This is a genomic window from Lacrimispora sp. 210928-DFI.3.58, assembly GCF_020554865.1.
Classification (GTDB): domain Bacteria; phylum Bacillota; class Clostridia; order Lachnospirales; family Lachnospiraceae; genus Enterocloster.
In genome coordinates, this window is sequence record NZ_JAJCIC010000011.1 from 86,294 (window position 1) to 109,026 (window position 22,733).

Annotated in this window: 26 protein-coding genes; 13 read left to right on the plus strand and 13 right to left on the minus strand. The window is 50.1% G+C overall.

The annotated features are described in order from the left end of the window. Positions 1 to 57 precede the first annotated feature (57 nt). The 4 genes from LIZ87_RS09090 (at position 58) to LIZ87_RS09105 (ending at position 3,686) form a co-directional block, all read left to right on the plus strand. Complete coding sequence (locus LIZ87_RS09090; protein ID WP_227146522.1) at positions 58 to 1,149, plus strand: TRAP transporter substrate-binding protein; 1,092 nt, start codon at positions 58 to 60, stop codon at positions 1,147 to 1,149. Between the two features lie 71 nt (positions 1,150 to 1,220). Then, positions 1,221 to 1,715 (plus strand): TRAP transporter small permease, encoded by a 495-nt coding sequence (locus LIZ87_RS09095; RefSeq protein WP_178316122.1) that lies wholly within the window; start codon positions 1,221 to 1,223, stop codon positions 1,713 to 1,715. 15 nt (positions 1,716 to 1,730) lie between these two features. Further along, positions 1,731 to 2,999, plus strand: coding sequence for a TRAP transporter large permease (locus LIZ87_RS09100; RefSeq protein ID WP_178316121.1), 1,269 nt, complete (start codon positions 1,731 to 1,733; stop codon positions 2,997 to 2,999). A 45-nt stretch (positions 3,000 to 3,044) separates the two neighbouring features. Then, complete coding sequence (locus LIZ87_RS09105; protein ID WP_178316120.1) at positions 3,045 to 3,686, plus strand: RpiB/LacA/LacB family sugar-phosphate isomerase; 642 nt, start codon at positions 3,045 to 3,047, stop codon at positions 3,684 to 3,686. A 124-nt stretch (positions 3,687 to 3,810) separates the two neighbouring features. Here the strand turns inward: LIZ87_RS09105 and LIZ87_RS09110 are convergent, their stop codons facing one another. From LIZ87_RS09110 to LIZ87_RS09145, 8 genes are all read right to left on the minus strand, one after another. Then, positions 3,811 to 4,239, minus strand: coding sequence for a hypothetical protein (locus LIZ87_RS09110; RefSeq protein ID WP_227146525.1), 429 nt, complete (start codon positions 4,237 to 4,239; stop codon positions 3,811 to 3,813). A 97-nt stretch (positions 4,240 to 4,336) separates the two neighbouring features. After that, positions 4,337 to 4,732, minus strand: a complete 396-nt coding sequence (locus LIZ87_RS09115; protein ID WP_178316119.1) for a cupin — start codon at positions 4,730 to 4,732, stop codon at positions 4,337 to 4,339. 32 nt (positions 4,733 to 4,764) lie between these two features. Next, a complete protein-coding gene (locus tag LIZ87_RS09120) occupies positions 4,765 to 5,691 on the minus strand; it encodes a transketolase family protein (protein WP_178316118.1) in 927 nt (308 codons plus the stop codon). Positions 5,692 to 5,695: 4 nt separating this feature from the next. Then, positions 5,696 to 6,493 carry a transketolase gene (locus LIZ87_RS09125; protein ID WP_178316117.1) on the minus strand — a complete coding sequence of 266 codons (798 nt, stop codon included), beginning with the start codon at positions 6,491 to 6,493 and terminating at the stop codon, positions 5,696 to 5,698. 79 nt (positions 6,494 to 6,572) lie between these two features. Then, positions 6,573 to 7,409, minus strand: a complete 837-nt coding sequence (locus LIZ87_RS09130) for a carbohydrate ABC transporter permease (RefSeq protein WP_178316116.1) — start codon at positions 7,407 to 7,409, stop codon at positions 6,573 to 6,575. Positions 7,410 to 7,413: 4 nt separating this feature from the next. Further along, positions 7,414 to 8,286, minus strand: coding sequence for a carbohydrate ABC transporter permease (locus LIZ87_RS09135; protein ID WP_178316115.1), 873 nt, complete (start codon positions 8,284 to 8,286; stop codon positions 7,414 to 7,416). Between the two features lie 92 nt (positions 8,287 to 8,378). Then, on the minus strand, positions 8,379 to 9,722 hold the full coding sequence (locus LIZ87_RS09140) for an ABC transporter substrate-binding protein (protein WP_178316114.1): 1,344 nt from the start codon (positions 9,720 to 9,722) through the stop codon (positions 8,379 to 8,381). Then, a complete protein-coding gene (locus tag LIZ87_RS09145) occupies positions 9,719 to 10,510 on the minus strand; it encodes a FadR/GntR family transcriptional regulator (protein ID WP_227146528.1) in 792 nt (263 codons plus the stop codon). The genes LIZ87_RS09140 and LIZ87_RS09145 overlap by 4 nt, the downstream gene beginning before the upstream one ends. Before the next feature lie 36 nt (positions 10,511 to 10,546). On the opposite strand from LIZ87_RS09145, the gene LIZ87_RS09150 reads away from it, so the two are divergent. Beyond that, positions 10,547 to 10,768: a hypothetical protein gene (locus LIZ87_RS09150; protein WP_178316112.1), complete on the plus strand. Its 222-nt coding sequence runs from the start codon at positions 10,547 to 10,549 to the stop codon at positions 10,766 to 10,768. 65 nt (positions 10,769 to 10,833) lie between these two features. Here LIZ87_RS09150 and aroC read toward each other — a convergent pair whose 3' ends face one another. Then, positions 10,834 to 11,955, minus strand: coding sequence for a chorismate synthase (gene aroC, locus LIZ87_RS09155; RefSeq protein ID WP_227146530.1), 1,122 nt, complete (start codon positions 11,953 to 11,955; stop codon positions 10,834 to 10,836). Between the two features lie 51 nt (positions 11,956 to 12,006). Then, positions 12,007 to 13,065, minus strand: a complete 1,059-nt coding sequence (locus LIZ87_RS09160; RefSeq protein ID WP_227146532.1) for a lactonase family protein — start codon at positions 13,063 to 13,065, stop codon at positions 12,007 to 12,009. A gap of 219 nt (positions 13,066 to 13,284) precedes the next feature. On the opposite strand from LIZ87_RS09160, the gene LIZ87_RS09165 reads away from it, so the two are divergent. Genes LIZ87_RS09165 through LIZ87_RS09190 form a run of 6 tightly spaced genes read left to right on the plus strand, consistent with a single transcriptional unit; the run spans position 13,285 to position 18,887 of the window. Beyond that, entirely contained in the window at positions 13,285 to 13,818 is a 534-nt protein-coding gene (locus LIZ87_RS09165) for a helix-turn-helix domain-containing protein (RefSeq protein WP_178315207.1), read from the plus strand. A 52-nt stretch (positions 13,819 to 13,870) separates the two neighbouring features. Next, a complete protein-coding gene (gene potA, locus LIZ87_RS09170; RefSeq protein ID WP_178315205.1) occupies positions 13,871 to 14,947 on the plus strand; it encodes a spermidine/putrescine ABC transporter ATP-binding protein in 1,077 nt (358 codons plus the stop codon). Beyond that, positions 14,940 to 15,779, plus strand: a complete 840-nt coding sequence (locus LIZ87_RS09175) for an ABC transporter permease (protein ID WP_178315202.1) — start codon at positions 14,940 to 14,942, stop codon at positions 15,777 to 15,779. Before potA ends, LIZ87_RS09175 begins: the two co-directional genes overlap by 8 nt. Next, positions 15,779 to 16,573, plus strand: a complete 795-nt coding sequence (locus tag LIZ87_RS09180) for an ABC transporter permease (protein WP_178315200.1) — start codon at positions 15,779 to 15,781, stop codon at positions 16,571 to 16,573. Before LIZ87_RS09175 ends, LIZ87_RS09180 begins: the two co-directional genes overlap by 1 nt. A gap of 52 nt (positions 16,574 to 16,625) precedes the next feature. Beyond that, positions 16,626 to 17,735 carry an ABC transporter substrate-binding protein gene (locus LIZ87_RS09185; RefSeq protein WP_227146533.1) on the plus strand — a complete coding sequence of 370 codons (1,110 nt, stop codon included), beginning with the start codon at positions 16,626 to 16,628 and terminating at the stop codon, positions 17,733 to 17,735. A 33-nt stretch (positions 17,736 to 17,768) separates the two neighbouring features. After that, positions 17,769 to 18,887, plus strand: coding sequence for an ABC transporter substrate-binding protein (locus LIZ87_RS09190; protein WP_178314006.1), 1,119 nt, complete (start codon positions 17,769 to 17,771; stop codon positions 18,885 to 18,887). Between the two features lie 61 nt (positions 18,888 to 18,948). On the opposite strand, the gene LIZ87_RS09195 is transcribed toward LIZ87_RS09190, so the two are convergent. Next, positions 18,949 to 19,140, minus strand: a complete 192-nt coding sequence (locus LIZ87_RS09195; protein ID WP_178314004.1) for a FeoB-associated Cys-rich membrane protein — start codon at positions 19,138 to 19,140, stop codon at positions 18,949 to 18,951. Between the two features lie 200 nt (positions 19,141 to 19,340). On the opposite strand from LIZ87_RS09195, the gene LIZ87_RS09200 reads away from it, so the two are divergent. Together LIZ87_RS09200 and LIZ87_RS09205 are read left to right on the plus strand one after the other, a co-directional pair. Continuing rightward, positions 19,341 to 19,736, plus strand: coding sequence for a metal-dependent transcriptional regulator (locus LIZ87_RS09200; protein WP_178314002.1), 396 nt, complete (start codon positions 19,341 to 19,343; stop codon positions 19,734 to 19,736). Between the two features lie 39 nt (positions 19,737 to 19,775). Then, positions 19,776 to 20,345 carry a nitroreductase family protein gene (locus LIZ87_RS09205; protein ID WP_178314000.1) on the plus strand — a complete coding sequence of 190 codons (570 nt, stop codon included), beginning with the start codon at positions 19,776 to 19,778 and terminating at the stop codon, positions 20,343 to 20,345. A 103-nt stretch (positions 20,346 to 20,448) separates the two neighbouring features. Here the strand turns inward: LIZ87_RS09205 and LIZ87_RS09210 are convergent, their stop codons facing one another. Next, positions 20,449 to 22,398 (minus strand): heavy metal translocating P-type ATPase, encoded by a 1,950-nt coding sequence (locus LIZ87_RS09210; RefSeq protein ID WP_227146535.1) that lies wholly within the window; start codon positions 22,396 to 22,398, stop codon positions 20,449 to 20,451. 16 nt (positions 22,399 to 22,414) lie between these two features. Then, positions 22,415 to 22,633, minus strand: a complete 219-nt coding sequence (locus LIZ87_RS09215) for a cation transporter (RefSeq protein ID WP_178313996.1) — start codon at positions 22,631 to 22,633, stop codon at positions 22,415 to 22,417. Between the last annotated feature and the right edge of the window lie 100 nt (positions 22,634 to 22,733).

Consider the following 22,733-nt stretch of genomic DNA (forward strand, 5'->3'; position numbering starts at 1 on the left):
ACATCATACAATCATACAATGTCTCTACAAAATGCATATTACATAGGAGGGTTAAAAATGAAAAAAATCTTATCCATCGTGCTGGCCTCTACCATGGCTTTGTCACTGGCAGGCTGCGGCGGTTCCGGAAAAACCGAGACAGCTGCTGCTACAACCGCTGCAGCTGCTGCAGCTGCTTCTGAGAAGGGTTCTGACGCTGCAGAGGCTGCCGCATCTGGCTTGGATGCTTTAGATCCTGTTACTTTAACTGTTTATTCCCCAGGTAATGAGAATTCCGTTCCTACCAAGACCATTCTTGAATACAAAAAGCTGGTAGAAGAGGCTTCCGGCGGCAAGATCACTCTGGATGCACATCACTCAGGCGAGCTGGGCAATGATGCCGAGGCACTGCAGTCCACACGTATGGGAACCATCGACATTATCTTTGCAGGAACCTCTGGCTATACAGAGTTCTATGACAAAGCGAAGATCCTGGATCTTCCGTTCCTGTTTGACACAGCAGAAGATGCATATGAGATTGTAAACGGCGAGATCGGCGAGAAGATCTTCGCAGATCTTCCTTCCACAGGACTGATCTATTTATCAGAGGGTGATAACGGTATGCGCCACATTTCCACCACCAACCGCCCAGTACATACAGCTGCTGACGTTGAGGGACTGAAACTGCGCGTGCCTACCAGCCAGATGTACTTAGACTGCTGGGAGACCCTGGGCGCCAACCCTGTTGCCCTTGCCCTGAACGAGCTGGCAATTGCACTTTCCAACGGCACTGCTGAGGGCCAGGACAACGCTACCTATCATCTGGTTGCAAACGCTACCTACGATGACATCAAGTACTTCAGCTTCATCAACTACATGTGGATGGGCTGCACCATGGCTGCTAACGCTGACTCCTGGAACAAGCTTCCTGCTGAATATCAGGCGATCTTAAAGGAGCAGGCAAAGGCTGCTGCTAAGTATTCCTTTGATACCATTGCTGCTGACAACGAGGCCGCTACACAGACCTTAAAGGAGGCAGGCGTTGAGTTTGACGAGGCTCCGGATATCCAGAGCTTTAAGGATAAGCTGGGCGGCAAGGAATACTATGAGCGCTATGCAAATGAGTCCTGGTTTGATCAGGATATCCTGGATGCTATTTTAGGGAACTAATCAAACACCTTAAGCAGAGGCTGTATCCCGGCCGGGATGCAGCCTCTTTTAAACCCAAAGGAGTAATAGCCATGAGACTTTATAAAAAAATCACGGATGTTTTCGTAAAGATCGTTTCCGCTCTTTTGATCCTGCTCATAGCAGGCATTGTAACAATGATGCTCACAGAGCTGTGCGCGCGGAACTTCTTTAATAAATCCTTCCGCTTCTCCACAGAGCTGTGCGGCTTCCTCTTTATGTGGATGGCCTTCCTGGGAGTCATCGTCCTCTACGACCAGAACCGCCTGATCACACTCGATATGATCTATGTCCGCGTGCCGGAAAAGGTGCAGAATCTGTTTTGGTTCGTCAATAAGATCTTCAGCATCGGCCTGGGCGTTATTATGATCGTGGCCTACTGCGGCATGTACAAGATCAACAGCACCAGCTACTTTTCCACCATGCAGTTTTTATCCAAGGCCTGGCATTTCCTTCCTATGGCGATCGCCGGGGGGTATATCGTTGTCAAATCGGTTTACCAGCTCATTGAACGGACTATGCTTTTAACCGGCAAAGCCGTACAGTAAAGGAGGAGAAGCGCAATGGCAATATTTTTTATTACGTTTATTATTTTACTGCTGATCGGTGTTCCTATCAGCATTTCCATCGGTGCCAGTGCTGTGCTGGGCTGCCTCATTCTTGAATATCCGCTAATGGTCATAGGACAGAAAATGGTAACCGGTATCGATTCCTACCTCCTGATCTCCGTTCCCCTGTTCATTCTGGCAGGAAACCTGATGAACGCAGGAAAGATCACAGATAAGATATTCAACTTCGCAAAGGAAATGGTTGGCTGGATCCCCGGCGGTCTGGGCCATGCCAATATCGTAGCCAGCATCATCTTTGCAGGTATGTCAGGAAGCGCTACCGCAGATGCAGGCGGCCTGGGAACCATCGAGATGGAGGCTATGACAAAGAATGGCTACAGCAACGAATTTTCAGGAGCCGTAACGGCTGCTTCCTCTGTTATCGGACCGATCTTCCCGCCCAGTATTCCGCTTATCATCTACGGAGCTACGGCCAGCGTCAGCGTGGCAAAGCTGTTCATGGGAGGCGTTCTTCCCGGACTCCTTATGGGCGTTGCATTGATGATCCTGGTATTCATCTTTGCTGTGAAGTACAGATTTGAGCGCCATCCTTTTAACATCCAGTCCTTGATCAAGCAGTTTTTCGGCTCCATCCTGTCACTCATCACGCCTCTTATTATCCTGGCAGGCTTTACCACCGGATGGTTCACCCCAACAGAGGCTTCCAGCATTGCAGTGGCCTATTCACTGATCATCGCGCTGGTCGTGTACCGCACCATGGACTGGAAGACCTTTAAGAACTGCCTGTTGGAATCAGCCATCACTTCTGCCAATACGCTGTTCATTATCGGCACATCCACCCTGTTCACCTACGTACTGGTAAAGGAAGGCGCTTCCAAGACAATTGCAGATTTCATCCTGAGCATCAGCAGCAGCCCAGCCGTTATCCTGCTCATCATCAACATCGTCCTTTTGATCCTGGGCATGTTCATGGAACCAGGCGCTATTTTAACCCTGATGCTTCCGGTGCTCCTTCCCATTGTCAAGGGCCTGAACATCGATCTGGTGCACTTTGGCGTTGTAATGGTACTGAACCTGATGATCGGCCAGGTAACTCCTCCTTTCGGCGTATGCCTGTTCGTCATCTCCGATATTGCTAAGATCAAGCTTGACCGGCTTTATAAATCAATATTACCTTTCATCGCACCGTTAATTATAGTATTATTAATGTGTACCTATATTCCACCTATCGTTACTTGGCTGCCTGATCTTCTGGTGAAGTAAGCAGCCCCAGATAAATCAATATAGTAAAAAGGAGAATGAAACACTATGAAAATCGCATTAATCAATGAAAACAGCCAGGCAGCAAAGAACTCCATGATCTGTGAGAACTTAAAGAAGATCGTAGAGCCCATGGGCCACACCGTTTACAACTACGGCATGTACACCGCTGAGGATGAGACACAGCTTACATACGTTATGAACGGCCTTCTTGCCGCCATCCTCTTAAACTCTAAGGCAGCTGACTATGTTGTAACTGGCTGCGGCACAGGTGAGGGCGCTATGCTGGCCTGCAACGCATTCCCAGGTGTTCTCTGCGGCCATATCGTAGATTCCGAGGATGCTTTCATGTTTGCCCAGATCAATGACGGCAACGCCATCGCGCTCCCCTTTGCAAAGGGCTTTGGCTGGGGCGCAGAGCTGAGACTCCAGTACATCTTTGAAAAGCTGTTTGGCTGCGAGAGCGGCGGCGGATATCCTAAGGAGAGAGTTGTTCCTGAGCAGCGCAACAAGAAGATCCTTGACGGCGTAAAGGAGATCACCCACAAGGATATCATGACCATCTTAAAGGAGATCGATCAAGACTTCTTAAAGACAGCGATCAGCGGTGAGAAATTCCAGGAGTACTTCTTCGCCAACTGCCAGGTTCCTGAGATCGCAGAGTATTTAAAGGGCGTTTTAAATGCATAAAGGCTCCTGCCCGGAGGGGTATTTTGTTGCACAGGAGGCTCCAGAGGAGTTTCCTGTGTAACAAAAATGGATGCCAACGGATTCTGCTCCGCCGGCATCCATTTTTATTTAATACTGTTTTCTATCAGCTGTTCAGCATCTTCTTTACGAAGGAACCGATCCCCTTTTCCTCATACAGAGTTTCCCCTGCATCTCTGGAAACAGCCTCATCGATCTCCTTGCAGTTCATGGTAGCCTTATTCTCCACCTCATGCTTATAATCGGCAAGGTACTTCTCGATCGCTCCGATCTTATCCACCTTATCTGCAAAGCTCTCCGGTGAAATGTTAAAGGCCTTTAAGATCACATCCAGGTCCTGGTCATTCCAGTCGCTCAGCACGGTGCTGGAAAGCAGGTCAATTCTCTCTCTAATGCTTGTGCACTGTAAAAATCTCTTGATCATCGCTTTATCCTCCTCATTGTCGCTAATATTATAGTAATGTTCCACCTGTTTTGCAATCGGAGAATCCACCAAATGCAGAGACTTATTGATCCGAAATCCCGGCATTATCATAGTGGGCAGCCGTTTCCAAAGACGAAAGCTTCCCCCATATGCGAAAAAGCCGGCGAAAGCAGGCATTCTGCCGCTTCCGCCGACCTTATACGATCTATTAAGCCAGGCCTCTTACCGTCTTGATCTGCTCTTCGTCCAGGTTCAGGATATCACTGTTGTCCATAGAGGTGTTGGAATCCTCGATCAGGATCATCTTTGTGTCCTTCTGGGTAATGGTGTTGTGCCACAGAGTAGCAGGAATGTTGTAGACCTTATCCTTCTCCATCTTCACAGAGCCGAACTCCAGACCGTTCTCTGTCTCGTTTGCATACACAAGAGTGCAGGCTCCCTCGATCAGAACGAACAGCTCGTCTGTCAGATTGTGGCGTTCTAAGCAGTCAACGCCTGTTACATCGTTCGCAGGCTTCCAGTTCTTGATGCCTACTGTCCACTTTTCATTCTCAAATACTCTCTGCATTCCCTCGCCGGAAAACTCATAATTTAAGATTGTCATTATCCTATTCCTCCGAATTTGTCATCTACTGATTATTTCAGCAGCTCTCTTGCAGTTGCAGCTACGTTAGCAGCGGTCAGACCATAAGCTTCAAACAGCTGATCCGGCTTACCGGACTTACCGAACTTATCCTGGATGCCTACCATGCCGAACTTCGCACCCGGATGTCCAGCCAGAACCTCTGCTACTGCGGAGCCTAAGCCGCCGATCACAGAGTGCTCTTCCACAGTAACAATGGCCTTGCAGGTCTCGTTCATCTTAAGAACAATGTCCTTGTCGATGGGCTTGATGGTGTGCATGTTCACAACAGCTGCGCTGATGCCTTCCTTCTCAAGCTCTGCTGCTGCCTCTAATGCCTTCGGGATCATAAGTCCGCAGGCGATCAGGCATACATCGCTTCCTTCCTTCATCACATTGGCCTTGCCTGGGATGAATGGGGTATCTGCTGTGGTAATATCATCGCATACAGGTCTTGCAACACGGATGTAAACAGGTCCGTCGATCTCTGCTGCTGCCATCACTGCCTTCTCTGTCTCTGCAGGATCGCAGGGAACAAAGATGGTCATATGGGGAAGCTCTCTCATCAGAGCGATATCCTCGATAGACTGGTGGCTTCCGCCGTCCTCACCTACGCACAGGCCGGAGTGGGAGAAACCGAACTTTACATTACAATTGGTATAGCAGATGGAGTTACGGATCTGCTCAAATGCACGTCCTGCACCAAACAGTGCGAAGGTGCTTACAAATGGAATATATCCTGTATGTGCGAAGCCTGCTGCTGCACACATCATATTAGCCTCTGCAATACCCATGTTGAAATGGCGGTCTGGGTACTCTGCCTGGAACATGCATGTCTGGGTAGCGTGTGCCAGGTCGGCATCAAATACAACTACCTTATCATTTTTTGCGCCTAATTTTACTAATGCCTCACCATAAGCAACTCTTAAAGACTTTCCCATCTCATTACACCTCCTGCTCGCTTAACGCTTTCTCAAACTGCTCTTTGTTCATGGGGCTGCCATGCCATCCGTACTGGTCTTCCATGAAGGAAACACCCTTGCCCTTGATGGTGTTGCAGCAGATGAACTTCGGCTTGCCGGATACAGGAGCCTTCAGAGCCTCTACGATGGCATTGATATCATGCCCGTCTACCTCGAAGCACTCGAAGCCAAATGCCTCAAACTTCTTTACGATGTTGCCCAGGCTCATAACCTGATCATTGGAGCCGTCGATCTGGAGCTTGTTGTAATCCAGCATAAAGGTAAGATTATCCAGCTTATAGTGAGCAGCTGCCATGGAAGCCTCCCATACAAGGCCCTCCTGGCACTCGCCATCGCCTAATACCGCATATACCTTGTAGTCTGCCTTTGCGTGCTTTGCAGCCAGAGCCAGGCCCATAGCCAGGGAAGCGCCCTGTCCTAAGGAACCGGTGTTCATATCAACGCCCGGAGTCTTGTTGCAGTCAGGATGACCCTGTAAGTGGCTGCCGATCTGACGAAGGCTTGCCAAATCCTCCTTCGGGAAGTAGCCTAAATCTGCCAGGATCGCATACAGAGTCGGGCATGCATGACCTTTGCTCAGGACAAAACGGTCGCGGTTCGGATCCTTTGGATTCTTTGGATCTACCTTCATCACTTCATAATAAAGTGCCATCAGCATTTCCACGCAGGACAGGGACCCGCCGGGATGTCCTGACTGGCAGGCATATAACATCTTTAAGATTTCAGCCCGCAATTCTTTTGCTTTCTTATCATACTGCATAGTGTTTTCCTCCTCATTATCAATGTCAACCCGCAGATACGCGGGACGGCTCACATCTTAATCAAAGAACTCCTCTAATTTAACCCTTAACAGCACCTGCTGTCAAGCCTTCTACCAAACGTTTTTGTGCAAAGAAGAACATAATACATACCGGAATGATGGTAATGATTCCACCTGCGGTCAGCAGATCCCACTGAACACCCAGCTGGCCGATAAGGCTCTTAAGGGCTACCGGGATGGTACGTGTCTCTGTGTTGGTGAACATCATTGCGAAGGTATATTCATTCCAGGACTGCATGAAGATATATACTCCGGTCGCTACCAGGCAGGGGCCTAAGATCGGGAGAATGATCTTAATAAATGCAGAACCTCTGTTACATCCATCTACCAGCGCAGCTTCCTCTAAAGACATGGGCAGGTCATTTAAGAAGCCCAGCAGCAGCCATACGGAGAAGGGGATGGTAAATGTGGTATAGGATAATACAAGGGATGTAGGTGTGTAAAGCAGTCCCAGCTTACGCATAATGCTGTACAGAGGAATCAAAAGCAGCACAGTAGGGAACATGTTGTTGCACAGGAAGGTACACATGAGCACCTTGCGTCCTACAAAGTGGTATCTGGAAAATGCATATGCTGCCATAGTGGAAGCCGTCAGTGAAACAATGGTACTGAAGGATGCTACGATAAAGCTGTTCTTCATAGCCTCCAGAAAGTTTACAGTTGTGGTAAACAGCTTGCTGTAAGCCTCAAATGTAATGTTCTTGGGCCAGTAGGTCACCACTGCTCCGTAGAGCTCCTCTTCCGGCTTTACGGATGTCACGAAGGTCCAGTAAAACGGGAACAGAATGAATATCATAAGCAGGATAAGCGGAAGGAATACACATACAAAGCGTTTTAAGCCGGATTGTTTTCTCATACTCTTACTTCTCCTCCTTAAAATTCATTTTCAGGTACGGCACAGCAACAACCAGAAGGCACGCAGCCATAAGAAGCGCCATTGCGGAGGCATAGCCCAGATCCAGTGCATTTCCCTTGTTGTAAATGTAAACGCTCAGGGTCTGTGTGGAATATGCCGGGCCGCCTTCCGTCATGTTGAAGATAACGTCTACAGAGTTCGCTACCCAGATAATACGCAGCAGGCCGGTTACAAAAATGGTGTTCTTGATGGAAGGAATCGTAACGTAGATCAGCTTCTGCCATGCAGTCGCTCCATCAATATCAGCCGCCTCGTACATCTCAGTGGACACACCCTGAAGGGCTGCCAAAAGCATCAAAGCAAAGAATGGAATTCCCTGCCATACAATAGTAACGATCACGCTTGGGAAAGCTGTGGATACCTGAGATAAGAATGGTATTTTTGTGCTGATGGCATGTATCTTCATGAGCAGGTCATTCAGCACACCGAAGTTTCCATCATAGATCCAGCGCCACATAAGACCGATAAGCACGCCGGGCGTTACCCATGGGATCATGCTGACTGCACGGACAGCGCCGCGTCCTGCAAACTTCTGGTTCAGCAGAAGGGCAAGAATAAATCCAAACAGGAACTGGAAGCCTACACCGGCGATCACCCACACGAGAGTTCTCCAGAGAGCTCCCCAGAAAAGTTTATCAGAAAATGCTGCTATGTAGTTTGCCACCCCATTGAAGGCTATATCCTTGGGTCTGCGCAAATCATAGTGCTGGAAGCTCATAATGATCGCATTGATAACCGGAATGAACACCACGCACAGGATAATAAGAACTGCCGGAGCAACCAGCAGATATGGCCATATGGATTTCTTCTTGACCATGAACGATATCCCCCTTATTGTTTTGTATGGGGCTGCATTTGACTGCAGCCCCATAGTTAATAGTCACCTATAAATGTATCACAAATCAAAGATTACTTGTACAGCTCAGCCTGTAAGGTCTGCATGCAGTCCTCAGCAGAGATGCTGCCTGTCAGAGCCTGAGCAACCGTATTCGGCCAAATGGTGGAAATCCACTCAGTTGTAGTATCCAGGATAGGAAGGATACCGGCATAGCCCTGTCCGTCGATAGATGCCTTCATGAAACGGTTATCCTGGAAGAAGTCGCCAGCCTGTACAGTCTTGCTTACAGGTACATTGCCGGTGCCTTCACACCACATCTTCTGGCCTTCGCCAGCTGCTAAGTAGGATACCCACTCAAATGCTGCTTCCTTGTTCTCACAGGACTCAAAGATAACGGTCTCTGTATCACCCATAGAGGTCCACTGACCTACGCCTGCCGGGAATGGGAATGCGGATACGTCATCACCAAAGGTAGCTTCCATGTCTGCAGAAGATCCTGTGTGGTGGATCGTCATAGCGGTTAAGCCGGACTTGAAGTTAGCAATGATCTCGTTAAAGCCATCGTTTGTTGCTGTCGGAGGTACAAAGCCCTTTGTATAGATATCGATGAAATCCTGCATACCCTGAACAGACTCAGCAGTTGTCATATCCTCAAAGCTGCCGCCGCGTCCATGTACAAAGCTTCCCCATGGCTCCTGGCCGCCCTTAGCGCCTCTCATACCAAAGCCGTATACATCGGTCTTGCCGTCGCCGTCTGTATCCATTGTACACTTCTCGATAGCGGTCAAGAATTCCTCATATGTCTTGGGAACTTCTACGCCAGCCTGCTCAAAGTAGGATGGTCTGTAGTATACATACAGAACCTGAACGTTCCATGGCATTACGTAGATCTTATCGGAACCGCCGGCTTCCTTCATAACATTGTACATGTTCTCGTCAATGTCATCCTTCTGATCCCATGCATCGATCATTGGAGTAAGGTCAGCTAACAGGTCGTTGTTTACAAACAATGGTGTAGAAGTCAGCTTCCATGTAGCACAGTCTACATCGCCGCCGCCCATCTTTGCATTGAACAGGTTCTCAGAGTAAGCGCCGCCATCCCATGGTGTCTCCTCGCCAACAACAGTAATGCCCTTGCCGTTCTCTGCATTGAACTTTGCAATGATCTCCTGCATTAAAGCGGAGTAATCGGTGTTGTCTGCCCAGTAACGGAACTTGATGGTAACAGGCTCGCCCGTGCTCTCTGCCGGTGCCTCTGCCTCAGAACCTGCCTCTGCTGCAGCTGCAGTGGTCTCTGCCGGTGCTGCTGCGGTGGTTTCCTTGCTGCCTGAGGAGCAGCCTGCCAGTGTGCCCATAGCGGTAAATGCTGCCATGGCTACTGCCATTGTCTTCTTTGCCAATGCTCTTTTTTTCATTTCTTTTCCTCCATTTCCTTCATGTCATTTAATGTTTCCCAAACATGCCTCTCAGCCAGGAATTTCGCTTCCATATAATTGCCTTCTGCAATAGCCCTGTAGATACCAGTGTGGCTGCGCTTTGCTCTTTTGAAGCTTTCCAGGTTATCATGAGTCTCAAAATGGCTTCGCCTGATGGAGTCATTGATGATCGGAACCACTCTGATCAGCACATCATTGTGTGTGCACTCCGCCACTGCGGTGTGGAACTGGACATCCATCTCGGCTGTTGCCGTGGTATTGATCTGGATCTGGTCCATCTCCTTCACAAGGCGTTCCAGATTCCTGATATCCTGGGGGGTAGCCCTCTGGACTGCAAGACCAGCAATCTGCGGCTCGATCAGCATGCGGGTCTCAAACAGATTCTGGATCAGATTCTCCTGATTGGTGAAATGCAACCCCAGGGGATCCTCTCCGATACCGGTCCCGGCACTGACAAATGTTCCGCTTCCCTGTCGGATCACAACTACATTCTCCGCACGGAGGAACTTCATCGCCTCTCTTAAGGTAGACCGGCTTACGCCAAACAGTTCGGCCAATTCCTTCTCTGTCGGAAGCCTGTCCCCAGGTTTCATCTCCCGCTGGATGATCATCATCTTCACCTTTTGGGCGGTCGCCATAGGGAGCACGTCTGCACTGTGATACTCTTTTCCATCTCTACGCATGGCAGCTCCTTCCCCGGCTGCGGCTATTATGCAGCCGTCATATTGCTGGGTCTTAGACCTCGCTGTTGACAGTTTATTGGTCATTTTTCTGTTTCATCTGTCACTATATTAGCATAACATATGATGTTTGTAAAGGTCTTTTTCACATTTTTTTTAATTTTTAGGGCATTTTTTTCGCTTGTACTGGTGTTTTTATCTGTTTTTTCGACCTTTTCGCAAAAAATTCATCATACCTTTGTCGTTGTTTTTATACCAATTGGTATGCTGACTGCTGGCTCTGATGGCGCTTTTTTACTGGCTAATCAGGGGCCTGATTTTCCTTCAACTATGCAATATGCATAATAAAGCGTGCAGAAAACAGGAGTATTTTCTGCACGCTTAATACAATATCCACAATATTCATATCTCTATCTTCCAAAAAACTCCTGGATCCGGTCCAGCCTGGAGGTCATGGAGACCAGCAGCATGTCTGCTATAGTGAGAGCTGCCATGGTCTCCACCACCACCACTGCCCTGGGCACGATAATGGGGTCATGACGGCCCTTGATCTCAATGACCGTGTCTTCCCCCTGTCTGGTGACCGTCTGCTGGGGCTGGGCAATGGATGGAGTTGGCTTAAAGGCTGCTCTCATGATGATCCGGCTGCCGTCACTCATTCCGCCCAGGATGCCTCCTGCATGGTTTGTGCACTTTACGGCCTTCCGGGAAGGCTGCCTGCCGTCCGCCTGCGCCATCTGAAAGCCGTCGTTGTTCCGGGAGCCCAGGGCCTTTGCCGCCGCAAAGCCGTCTCCGATCTCAAAGCCCTTCACTGCCCCTATGGAGAACATGGCCTTTGCAAGGGCAGCGTCCAGCTTATCAAATACCGGCTCGCCCACTCCTGCCGGAAGTCCTGTGACTACGCACTCTACCACGCCGCCGCAGGAATCCTTTCCCGCCATCATCTGCTCTAAGTAGCTCTCTGCCTCTGCTGCCGACTTTTTATCCGGCATATAGAGGCGGTTCTTCCACATTTCTTCTATATCAAACCTTCCGTCCTCGATCTCCACCGGGCCTACCGAACGGGTATATGCCTGCACCTGTACGCCTAAGCTCCCCAGCAGCTTTGCAGCGATCGCCCCGGCAGCCACTCTCGCAATGGTCTCCCTCCCTGAGGAACGCCCGCCTCCCCGGTAATCCCGAAAGCCGTATTTTGCATCAAAGGTATAATCCGCATGGCCGGGACGGTAAACATCCATGATATTGCTGTAATCATGAGAGCGCTGGTCTGTATTGCGCACCTCCAGGGCAATGGGCGTCCCTGTGGTCTTTCCTTCAAAAACGCCGGAAAGGATCTCCACCACATCCCCCTCTCTGCGGGCTGTTGTGAATTTGCTCTGTCCGGGTTTTCTCCTATTTAAATAGATCTGGATGTCCTCCTCACACAGGGGAAGCCCGGCCGGACAGCCGTCCACTACCACGCCCACTCCCTTTCCGTGGGATTCCCCCCAGGTGCTGATCTTTAATATTGTACCGTAAATGGAACCTGCCATTTGTCCTCCCTCTAGGATACTGGCCGCCTGGAAGCGGTGGCATCCAGCACGCTAATCACTGATTTTTGCAATGGTACAGCAGTTCGGTTCATTGACCCGGATGCTGCGGCCGCTCATAACAAGCAGGCCTTTTTCATAATCCACCTTAAAGAAGGTGATGGTGCCGCTGTCGTGGTTTAAGGACGCAATGTGCTGGGAGTCCGGGAACACGGCAATGTCCTTCGGGTACTCTCCGCTGATAGGCAGACAGCACAGCATGGTGAGAAGGCCGGTCTCCTCATCTCTTCTGTAAACACTGATCGTATTCTCTCCTGCGTTGGAGCAGTAGATATATTTCTGATCCCAGGAGAGCCTCATGGCGCAGGCCGCCGTCAGATTGCCCGGGTTCTTTGTGGAGGTGGTGGAGATGGTCTGGATCTTCTCGATCACCGGAGCGCGGTCACCTGTCTGATAGGTAAATACATCGATCACATTTTTCAGCTCATACATCAGATACAGGAAGCGGCCGTCCCGGCTGAAACGGAAATGGCGGGGAGCGGACTCCAGATCACAGGGAATGTTGTCCACCTGTACCAGCTTCTGTTCCTTATCATTAAAGCGGTATATCTTCACCTGGTCGATACCATTGTCAACGGAAAGCACAAACTTGCCGTCCGGCATCCTTCTGGTGCAGGTTACATGGGGGCGGAAGTTGCGCTCTGCAACGCTTCCATATCCTTTATCAAACACACCGTCCACAATGCCGCCCACAGAGCCGTCCTTGTTCAGGCTCAGCACAGTGGTCTTTCCGTCATGGTAGCCGGAGACGAACACATATTTATCTTCCAGGTCCGTACACAGGTGACAGCCTCTCATACCGCGGATGGATGCGCTGTTGAGCCTTGCCAGGCTGCCGTTCTGCAGAATGCGGAAGGAAACCACGCCCTCATCTGCGATGGAATACAGCGTTTTTCCATTGCTGGATGCGATCACATAGGAGGAATTGTCCACTTCCATCTCACAGCGTTCCTTAAATATACCCTTTTCCACATCTACATCAAATACGGTAATGCCCTTCGCTTTTCCTGTGTAGGAGTAAGATCCTACATATGCCATATACTTGCCTTTCATGCCTGCAGTACCTCCCTAAATTTATGTCAGATTTTTAACTAAACACATCATATCATAATTTTGTATGTTTGTTAATCAAAACTTTTAGAAAAGGTATTGACATAGATTTTATTTCCTGTATAATGAGAATCGCGTTTGTTTATTATTACTAAACTTTTTGCTTATTTTTACAGTCAGTTAGTATTTGTAAACTTTTTGTTAAGTTTCAGGAGGCTTTTCATGGATATCGGAAACAAACTAAAGGAGCTTAGGGTTCTCAAGGGGCTTACCCAGGAAGAGCTGGCCGACAGGGCTGAGCTTTCCAAGGGCTTTATCTCGCAGCTGGAGCGTAATCTTACCTCCCCTTCCATTGCGACCCTTATGGATATCCTGCAGTGCCTGGGAACTACCATCGGCGAATTTTTTAATGAGGCGCCTGATGAGCAGATCGTATTCGGACGCCAGGATTATTTTGAAAAATTTGACACAGAATTACAGAATGAGATCAAATGGATCATCCCCAATGCCCAGAAGAATATTATGGAACCCATTCTTCTGACCCTGATGGCGGGAGGCTCCACCTACCCGGATAACCCTCACGAGGGAGAAGAATTCGGCTATGTGCTCCAGGGCTCTGTCTCCATCCACTTAGGAAACAAGATCTATAAGGCAAAAAAAGGAGAATCCTTTTACTTCACAGCAGATAAGAAGCATTATCTAACCAGCAAAAACGGCGCATCCATCCTGTGGGTAAGCTCACCGCCCAGCTTTTAAGCAGGCAGCCTGACGCAGCCCCGAAATTTTTTACCAAAGGAGAACAAATGTCATGAGCCAGCCTTTTATTGATCTGCAGCACATTTCAAAAAGCTTTGACGGCGAGCTTGTACTGGATGATCTGAATCTTTCCATTAAGGAAAACAGCTTTGTCACCCTGCTGGGCCCCAGCGGCTGCGGCAAAACCACCACCCTTCGCATTCTGGGAGGCTTTACCATGCCTGATTCAGGAAAGGTCATTTTTGACGGCCAGGACATTACGAAGGTGCCCCCCAACAAGCGCCAGCTAAACACCGTATTCCAGAAATACGCCCTGTTCCCCCACATGAACATTGCGGAGAACATTGCCTTCGGCCTTAAGATCAAGAATAAGCCAAAGGCCTATATTGACGATAAGATCAAATACGCCTTAAAGCTGGTAAACTTATCCGGGTATGAAAAACGTACCGTAGACTCCTTATCCGGCGGCCAGCAGCAGCGTATCGCCATTGCAAGGGCCATTGTGAACGAACCGCGGGTCCTGCTCCTTGACGAACCCCTGGGCGCTCTGGATCTGAAGCTGCGCCAGGACATGCAGTATGAGCTGATCCGCCTAAAGAATGAGCTGGGCATCACCTTCATCTACGTGACCCATGACCAGGAGGAGGCCCTGACCATGTCAGATACCATCGTGGTCATGAACCAGGGCTATATCCAGCAGATGGGCTCCCCTGAACAGATCTACAATGAGCCTGAAAATGCGTTTGTCGCTGACTTTATCGGCGAGAGCAACATTGTGCCGGGCATCATGCTCCGTGATGAGCTGGTGGAGATCTTCGGAGCCAAATTCCCCTGTGTGGACAAGGGCTTCGGAACCAACAAGCCCGTAGATGTGGTGATACGTCCTGAGGATATCGACCTGCTAGAGCCTGATAAGGGCACGCTCACCGGCGTTGTCACCCACCTGATCTTCAAGGGCGTCCACTACGAAATGGAGGTAACGACTCCTGACGGCTTTGAGTGGCTGGTGCATTCCACCGATATGTTCCCCGTTGGCCAGCAGGTTGGCATCCATGTGGATCCCTTTGACATCCAGATCATGAATAAGCCTGCTTCTGAGGACGAGGAGGCATTGGGAGTCAATGAATAACGAGAACAAAAAAGCTTCCCTGGGAAGAGCTTTGCTCTGCGGCCCCTATCTGGTGTGGATGGCAGGCTTTACCCTGATCCCCTTATGTCTGATCCTCTGGTACGGCCTTACGGACAAAACAGGTGCCTTCACCCTGGAAAATGTCCTGGCCATCGCTGCCTCTGATCATGCAAAGGCACTCTGGCTTTCCCTGGGCCTGTCCCTGATAAGCACCGCGGTCTGTCTGATACTGGCCTATCCCCTGGCTATGATCTTAAGGGACAAGGGTTCCACGGCAAGCGGCTTTATCGTATTTATATTCATCCTTCCCATGTGGATGAATTTTCTCTTAAGGACACTGGCATGGCAGACCCTGCTTGAGAAGAACGGCGTGATCAACGGCATCCTCTCTGCACTCCACCTGCCCACTCACTCCCTGATCAACACTCCGGCAGCCATTGTCCTGGGCATGGTGTATAACTTCCTGCCCTTTATGGTCCTTCCTGTTTACAACGTCCTTGCAAAGATCGATGACAATATCATCAATGCCGCAAAGGATCTGGGGGCCAACAGCTTTCAGCGCTTTGTGAAGGTGTGGTTCCCACTAAGCATTCCCGGCATCATCAGCGGCATTACCATGGTGTTCGTGCCCTCCCTCACCACCTTTGTCATCTCTGACTTACTGGGAGGAAGCAAGATCCTGCTGATCGGAAATGTCATTGAGCAGGAATTTACAAGGGGCAATAACCGCAATCTGGGCAGCGGCCTTTCCCTGGTGCTGATGGTATTCATCCTGCTCAGCATGGCGATGATCGCCAAATACGATAAAAACGGAGAGGGGACGGCATTCTGATGACAAAGAGTTCAAGAGTTTTCCGCAAGATCCTGGCAGACTTTTATATGGTGCTGATACTGGTATTTCTGTATGCCCCCATCCTGACAATGATGGTGCTTTCCTTTAACCGCTCCAAATCCAGGACCCAGTGGGGCGGCTTTACCTTAGACTGGTATGCGCAGATGTTTGACAGCAGGGCCATTATGAGCGCCCTGTCCACCACACTGATCATTGCCTTTGTGTCAGCCCTTGTGGCGACCATCATCGGCACTGCCGCTGCCATTGCCATCCAGCATATGAGGCCCCTGCCTCAGACGATCGTCCTGGGAATTACAAATATCCCTATGCTGAACGCGGATATCGTCACGGGTATTTCCCTGATGCTGGCCTTTATCGCCTTCGGTATTTCCCTGGGCTTTCGGACCGTGCTGATATCACATATTACCTTTAATATCCCTTATGTGATCTTAAGCGTCATGCCAAAGCTGAAGCAGACGGACAAATACACCTATGAGGCAGCCCTGGATCTGGGAGCTTCCCCTCTGGTGGCATTTTTCAAAGTGGTGTTCCCGGACATTATGCCCGGCGTTCTGTCCGGCTTCCTGCTGGCCTTTACCATGTCCTTGGATGATTTTATCATCACCCACTTTACAAAGGGTGCAGGCATCAATACCCTGTCTACCCTGATATACAGCGAGGTACGCCGGGGCATCCGTCCCAGCATGTATTCCCTGTCCACCATCATTTTCCTGGTGGTGCTGGTACTGCTCATATTTGTAAATTTCCGCGGCTCAAAAAGAGCGGAGCATTAGGATACTGAACCGTTAAAGGCATTCTATATTGAAGGAAAGGATTATGAGGATTATGAAGAAGAAAATAGTGATTACCCTGGCAGCAGCCGCTGTCACCCTGACCGCTGTTTCCATCTCCGGCTGCGGCGGTTCCGGCTCTTCGGAGTCAGGAAACAAGGAGGATAACAAGCTCTATGTTTACAACTGGGGCGAGTACATTGATGAGGATGTGATCTCCATGTTTGAGGAGGAGACCGGAATCCAGGTGGTGTACGACCTCTTTGAGACAAACGAGGAAATGTACCCTGTCATCGATGCCGGGGCAGTTAAATACGATGTGGTATGCCCTTCCGACTATATGATCCAGCGCATGATCGAAAATAACATGCTGGCTGAGATCAACTTTGATAATGTTCCCAACATAGAGGAGATCGGCCAGGAATATCTGGATATCTCCAAGGGCTTTGATCCCGAAAACAAGTATTCCGTTCCCTACTGCTGGGGCACCATGGGGATCCTTTACAACACCAAGCGCATCGAGGAGCTGGGCGTACCCGCTCCTGCCAAATGGGCTGACCTGTGGGATGAGCGCTTAAGCGGCGAGATCCTGATGCAGAACAGCGTAAGGGATGCTTTCACCGTGGCCTTAAAAATGCTGGGCTACTCCTTAAATACCACCAATGAAGCAGAGCTGGCCGAGGCCCGCGATATGCTGATCGCACAGAAGCCCCTGGTACAGGCCTATGTCATTGACCAGGTAAGGGATAAAATGATCGGCGGCGAGGCCGCTGTAGGCGTTATTTATTCCGGCGAAATGCTCTATATCCAGGAGGCCGTCGCAGAGCAGGGGGCTGACTTCAGCCTGGAATATGTGATCCCTGAGGAGGGCACCAACTACTGGATCGACTCCTGGGTGATCCCTGCCAACGCAGAGCATAAGGAAAATGCAGAAAAATGGATCGACTTCATGTGCCGTCCTGACATTGCAAAGAGGAACTTTGAATATATTACTTATGCAACGCCAAATATAGGCGCATTTGAGCTGCTTGACGATGATTTAAAGAACAACAAGGCCCTGTTCCCGGATATTTCCGGCCTGACTAGCTGCGAGATCATCCAGTATCCAGGTGATGAAGCAGATGCCATTTATAACAATATGTGGAAAGAGATCAAGTCAGAATAGCTGCTTAGAATGCAAAAGGGAGGACCGGACATCATGAGAAAGCGACTTATTATCACCTTTACAGCTGCCGCAGCCTGCGCATGCCTGCTGGCCGGCTGCGGTTCAGGAAGCAATGCCTCTTCCAATGCCTCAGAGGGCAGATCCGGTGAGGACAACAAGCTTTATGTGTATAACTGGGGAGAATACATTGACGAGGACGTGATCCCTCTGTTCGAGGAGGAGACCGGCATCGAAGTGGTCTACGACATGTTTGAGACAAATGAGGAGATGTACCCCATCGTGGAGGCAGGCGGTGTAAAATACGATGTGGTATGCCCTTCCGACTACATGATCCAGCGCATGATCCAGGACAACCTGCTGGCTGAGATCAATTATGAGAATGTTCCCAATATCAAAGAGATCGGGCAGGAGTATCTGGATATCGCCAGCGGCTTTGACCCCGGAAATAAATATGCCGTCCCCTACTGCTGGGGCACCATGGGCATTCTTTATAACACCAAGCGCCTTGAAGAGCTGGGTGTTCCCGCTCCCACCAAATGGTCTGATCTGTGGGACGAGCGCTTAAAGGATGAGATCCTGATGCAGAACAGCCTGCGCAGCGCCTTTACCTGTGCCTTAAAGATGCTGGGCTATTCCTTAAATACTACCAGTGAGGAAGAACTGGCAAAGGCCCGCGATGTCCTGATCGAGCAGAAGCCCCTGGTACAGGCCTATGTCATTGACCAGGTAAGGGATAAGATGATCGGCGGCGAAGCTGCCGTGAGCCTGATCTACTCCGGTGAAATGCTCTATATCCAGGATGCCGTAAAAGAGCAGGGCCTGGACTTTGATCTGGAATATGTGATCCCTGAGGAGGGCACCTATTACTGGATCGACTGCTGGGTGATCCCGGCCAATGCAGAGCACAAGGAAAATGCGGAAAAATGGATCGACTTCATGTGCCGTCCTGACATTGCGAAGAAAAACTTTGAATACATTACCTACGCCACACCGAACAAGGGCGCTTTTGACCTGCTGGATGAAGATATCCAGAACAACAAGGCCCTGTTCCCGGATGTCACAGCCCTTCCAAACTGCGAGATCCTCCAGTATCCGGGAGATGAGCTCAATACCGTTTATAATGAGATGTGGAAGGAGATCAAGGCAGATTGATCAGAAAATAGTGCGGCTGCTCCAACTGACATGTTCAGCTGGGGCAGCCGCCTTTTCGTTCTCAGCTCTTCTTCTGCTCCTCGTGAGGGGCGGTATGGTACATGGAGGCACTGCCGCAGCCAGAACAGCCGGAGCAGCCGCCTGCACAGCCTCCGCAGCCTTTTCCGGACTTCTTATCGCGTATCATAACACGCACAACAAAGGCCACAATGGCAAGTAAGATCAAGAGTACAATCAGAGTTCCCAGATTCATCTATCATCATCCTTTCCTGCTGCACGATACAGTCGGTTAGTTTTTTCTAACTTCTTGTTCCTTTCTTAGATTATCACCCTCCGCTCCTCTTGTCAATCCATTTTTTCTATGTTAAACTTAAGTGTACTGCAGCAACGCGCTTCGCGGGATAGAAGCTGCAGACAGTAGCTAGCAAAATTCAATGTGAGGGAGTGAACGCTTTGAAAATACAAGAATCTGCTGAAAATTATCTGGAAACCATCTATATGCTGAGTCTTCAGCACCCCTATGTACGCTCGATTGACATTGCCAATGAGCTGAGCTTTTCAAAGCCCAGTGTCAGCGTTGCCATGAAGAACTTAAGGGAGAACGGCTATATCCTGGTAAACGACCAGGGGCATATCACCTTGACTGCTTCCGGTCAGGCCATCGCAGATGTCATGTATGAGCGCCACACCATGCTTTCCAGCTGGCTGGTATACCTGGGAGTGGATCCGAAGACAGCTGCAGAGGACGCGTGCCGTATAGAGCATGTCTTAAGTGCAAAGAGCTTCCAGGCCATTAAAGAGCATATCACAAAAGGGAATGAGCTGGCAGAAAATGCAGATCAAATATAATGCTCTGCCTTATTGCGATCCAGCCGAAAGGAGATTTCTATGTTAAAAGAACTTGTAACAGGCTGCCGTTCTTACCGGCGTTTTTATGAGGATACACCGATCCCCTATGAGGAGCTCGTTGATATGATAGACACAGCCAGGCTTACCGGCTGCACTGCCAACTGCCAGCCCCTAAAATTCAAGATTCTTCACACCAAAGAGGAGTGCGCCTCCATGTTCCCTAATCTGACCTGGGCAGGAGCATTAAAGGACTGGGACGGTCCTGAGGAGGGCGAGAGGCCCAGCGCTTATATCGTGGTCCTGTGCGACTTAAGGATCGCAAAAAACAAGCAGTGGGACGAAGGCATTGCCTCCCAGACTATCATGCTTTCAGCTACGGAAAAGGGCTATGGCGGATGCATGATCGGCAGCTGCAGGCGCAGTGATATCCTTACGCTTCTGGGGCTGTCTCCGGAGGAATTTTCCGTCAGCCTTGTGCTGGCTCTGGGCAAGCCCAAGGAGGAGGTTCACCTTGTTCCTTTAGGCAAAGAGGGGAACACTGCCTACTACCGGGATGAGAACCAGGTACATTATGTCCCAAAGAGAAGTTTGGAAGACATTTTGCTGTAATTTCTTCTCTTAACGTGATACGAAAAACTGCCGGAAGGGATGATCCCTGGAGGATACCAGGGAGTGCGTCATCCAGATCCGGCAGTTTCTTATTTTCAAGCTGCTACAGGGACAGGGCCCGCATTGCGTTTAAGATGGCAATGACAGATACGCCCACATCTGCAAATACAGCCTCCCACATATTGGCTGCGCCGAAGGCTCCTAAGAGAAGCACGGCTGCCTTGACTCCCAGAGCAAACAGGATATTCTGCTTTACAATGGACATGGTCTTTCTGGAAATGCGTACCACATCGGCGATCTTCGCCGGATCATCATCCATGAGCACAATATCTGCCGCCTCGATCGCTGCATCGGAGCCCATGCTACCCATGGCAATGCCCACATCTGCCCTTGAAAGCACAGGGGCGTCATTGATCCCGTCACCTACAAAAGCGAGCTTTTCCTTTCCTTCCAGCTCCCCAAGCAGCGCCTCGACCTTTGACACCTTATCGCCGGGAAGCAGCTCCGCATAGACCTCATCCAATCCCAGCTTTGAGGCCACGTCCTCGCCCACCTCTTTTTTGTCTCCTGTGAGCATAACTGTCCTGGAAACTCCCAGCTTTTTCAGACTCCTGATGGCTTCCCCTGCGCGCTCCTTTACCTCGTCTGATATCACGATCCAGCCCTTAAATATGCCGTCCTCCGCAAGATACACCACCGTGCCCACAGAGGCACAGGCCTCATATGCCACATGCATCTGCTCCATCAGCTTGCTGTTGCCTGCCAGGACTGTGTGGCCGTCAATGGATGCCTGGATCCCATGGCCGGATATCTCCTTTGCATCTGCAACGCGGCTCATATCCAGCTCCCTGCCCCAGGCCTCCCGGATCGAGCGTGAGATGGGATGGTCGGAGTAGCTTTCTGCCAATGCTGCCAGAGAAAGCAGGTCTCTCTGCTCCTCCGCTGCCTGGTCAATCCCCGCGGCGGCCCATACCTGGGCCCTGGGAAACTCTTCCTGCCCCTTAAGGGCGGTCTCTGTCCTTCCCCCTGCAGGATGGATCTCTGTCACCTTAAAGTCGCCCTTTGTCAGGGTCCCTGTCTTGTCAAATACGATCGTATGCATCTCTGATAAGGTTTCCAGGTAGTTGCTCCCCTTTACCAGCACACCGCGCTTTGAGGCAGCTCCGATCCCTGAGAAGAAGCTCATGGGCACGGAGATCACCAGGGCGCAGGGACAGGATATTACCAGGAAGGTGCAGGCCTTCTGCACGCCCTCTGACCAGGTCTGGCCTGTAAAAAGAGGAGGCAGCACTGCCAGGACCACGGCGCCGATCACCACGGCAGGAGTATAATATCTTGCAAAACGGGTGATAAAGTTCTCCACACGGGCTTTTTTGCTGCTGGCATTTTCCACCAGCTCCAGGATCTTCGCTACTGTGGAATCGTCGAACTCCTTTGTCACCCTGGCCCGGAGAAAGCCGCTTCCATTGACACAGCCGCTGATAACATCGTCCCCTACAGAAACTCTTCTGGGTACAGATTCGCCTGTGAGTGCTGAGGTATCCACCATGGAGGTTCCGGATATCACCACACCGTCCAGAGGGATGCGCTCTCCTGTCTTTATTACGATCACAGACCCCACTTCCACGTCATCGGGGTCCACCTGCTTTAACTGCCCGTCCTCTTCTATATTTGCATACTCCGGGCAGATATCCATCAGCTCTGTGATGGACTGGCGGGAACGGTTCACTGCATAGCTCTGGAACAGCTCACCCACCTGATAGAACAGCATCACTGCCACTGCCTCAGAGTACTCACCTACGCCAAAGGCACCAAAGGTAGCCACTGTCATAAGGAAATTTTCATCAAACACCTGACCGTTCCGGATATTGCGCAAAGCCTTATATACAATATCCCAGCCGATCAATATATAGGGGATCAGATAAAGGGCCAGAAGGCCGATGCCTGAAAGCTGGGGCGGCAGCTTCCCCATATGAGCTGCCACCCCCAGCGGAATATAAAGTACAAAGGATACGATAATGCGTATCAGCATTGATCTCTGCTTCTTTGTCATAGACGTTTCCTCGATCTTACATGTTGATGATGCAGTCCGGCTCTACCTTTTTGCACACTGCAACAACCTCTTTCATGATCTCGTCAAACCGGGCGTCATCTGCTTCAATTGTCATCTTCTGGGTCATAAAGCTTACATTGGCATCCGCAACGCCGTCGATCTTCTTGATGGCGTCCTCCATCTTTGCTGCACAATTTGCGCAATCCAGGTCTGTTAATTTGAATTTCTTTTTCATTTCCATGTCCTCCGTTTGATTATGATATTGTTTTCTTACACCCGCCCTTCGCTTCCTGAAAGCGGACGGGAAATGCGAACTCTGCTTTACTTCCTTATAC

Excerpts from the sequence above, each read along its gene's own strand:
- LIZ87_RS09120 (WP_178316118.1), bottom strand. The coding sequence starts at position 5,691 with ATGGGAAAGTCTTTAAGAGTTGCTTATGGTGAGGCATTAGTAAAATTA.
- LIZ87_RS09215 (WP_178313996.1), bottom strand. The coding sequence starts at position 22,633 with ATGAAAAAGAAATTCAAATTAACAGACCTGGATTGCGCAAATTGTGCA.
- LIZ87_RS09130 (WP_178316116.1), bottom strand. The coding sequence starts at position 7,409 with ATGAGAAAACAATCCGGCTTAAAACGCTTTGTATGTGTATTCCTTCCG.
- LIZ87_RS09125 (WP_178316117.1), bottom strand. The coding sequence starts at position 6,493 with ATGCAGTATGATAAGAAAGCAAAAGAATTGCGGGCTGAAATCTTAAAG.
- potA (WP_178315205.1), top strand. The coding sequence starts at position 13,871 with ATGAGCCAGCCTTTTATTGATCTGCAGCACATTTCAAAAAGCTTTGAC.
- LIZ87_RS09210 (WP_227146535.1), bottom strand. The coding sequence starts at position 22,398 with ATGACAAAGAAGCAGAGATCAATGCTGATACGCATTATCGTATCCTTT.
- LIZ87_RS09135 (WP_178316115.1), bottom strand. The coding sequence starts at position 8,286 with ATGGTCAAGAAGAAATCCATATGGCCATATCTGCTGGTTGCTCCGGCA.
- LIZ87_RS09095 (WP_178316122.1), top strand. The coding sequence starts at position 1,221 with ATGAGACTTTATAAAAAAATCACGGATGTTTTCGTAAAGATCGTTTCC.
- LIZ87_RS09185 (WP_227146533.1), top strand. The coding sequence starts at position 16,626 with ATGAAGAAGAAAATAGTGATTACCCTGGCAGCAGCCGCTGTCACCCTG.
- LIZ87_RS09165 (WP_178315207.1), top strand. The coding sequence starts at position 13,285 with ATGGATATCGGAAACAAACTAAAGGAGCTTAGGGTTCTCAAGGGGCTT.
- LIZ87_RS09180 (WP_178315200.1), top strand. The coding sequence starts at position 15,779 with ATGACAAAGAGTTCAAGAGTTTTCCGCAAGATCCTGGCAGACTTTTAT.
- LIZ87_RS09115 (WP_178316119.1), bottom strand. The coding sequence starts at position 4,732 with ATGACAATCTTAAATTATGAGTTTTCCGGCGAGGGAATGCAGAGAGTA.
- LIZ87_RS09150 (WP_178316112.1), top strand. The coding sequence starts at position 10,547 with ATGATGTTTGTAAAGGTCTTTTTCACATTTTTTTTAATTTTTAGGGCA.
- LIZ87_RS09140 (WP_178316114.1), bottom strand. The coding sequence starts at position 9,722 with ATGAAAAAAAGAGCATTGGCAAAGAAGACAATGGCAGTAGCCATGGCA.
- aroC (WP_227146530.1), bottom strand. The coding sequence starts at position 11,955 with ATGGCAGGTTCCATTTACGGTACAATATTAAAGATCAGCACCTGGGGG.
- LIZ87_RS09190 (WP_178314006.1), top strand. The coding sequence starts at position 17,769 with ATGAGAAAGCGACTTATTATCACCTTTACAGCTGCCGCAGCCTGCGCA.
- LIZ87_RS09100 (WP_178316121.1), top strand. The coding sequence starts at position 1,731 with ATGGCAATATTTTTTATTACGTTTATTATTTTACTGCTGATCGGTGTT.
- LIZ87_RS09205 (WP_178314000.1), top strand. The coding sequence starts at position 19,776 with ATGTTAAAAGAACTTGTAACAGGCTGCCGTTCTTACCGGCGTTTTTAT.
- LIZ87_RS09105 (WP_178316120.1), top strand. The coding sequence starts at position 3,045 with ATGAAAATCGCATTAATCAATGAAAACAGCCAGGCAGCAAAGAACTCC.
- LIZ87_RS09110 (WP_227146525.1), bottom strand. The coding sequence starts at position 4,239 with ATGATAATGCCGGGATTTCGGATCAATAAGTCTCTGCATTTGGTGGAT.
- LIZ87_RS09175 (WP_178315202.1), top strand. The coding sequence starts at position 14,940 with ATGAATAACGAGAACAAAAAAGCTTCCCTGGGAAGAGCTTTGCTCTGC.
- LIZ87_RS09090 (WP_227146522.1), top strand. The coding sequence starts at position 58 with ATGAAAAAAATCTTATCCATCGTGCTGGCCTCTACCATGGCTTTGTCA.
- LIZ87_RS09160 (WP_227146532.1), bottom strand. The coding sequence starts at position 13,065 with ATGAAAGGCAAGTATATGGCATATGTAGGATCTTACTCCTACACAGGA.
- LIZ87_RS09145 (WP_227146528.1), bottom strand. The coding sequence starts at position 10,510 with ATGACCAATAAACTGTCAACAGCGAGGTCTAAGACCCAGCAATATGAC.
- LIZ87_RS09195 (WP_178314004.1), bottom strand. The coding sequence starts at position 19,140 with ATGAATCTGGGAACTCTGATTGTACTCTTGATCTTACTTGCCATTGTG.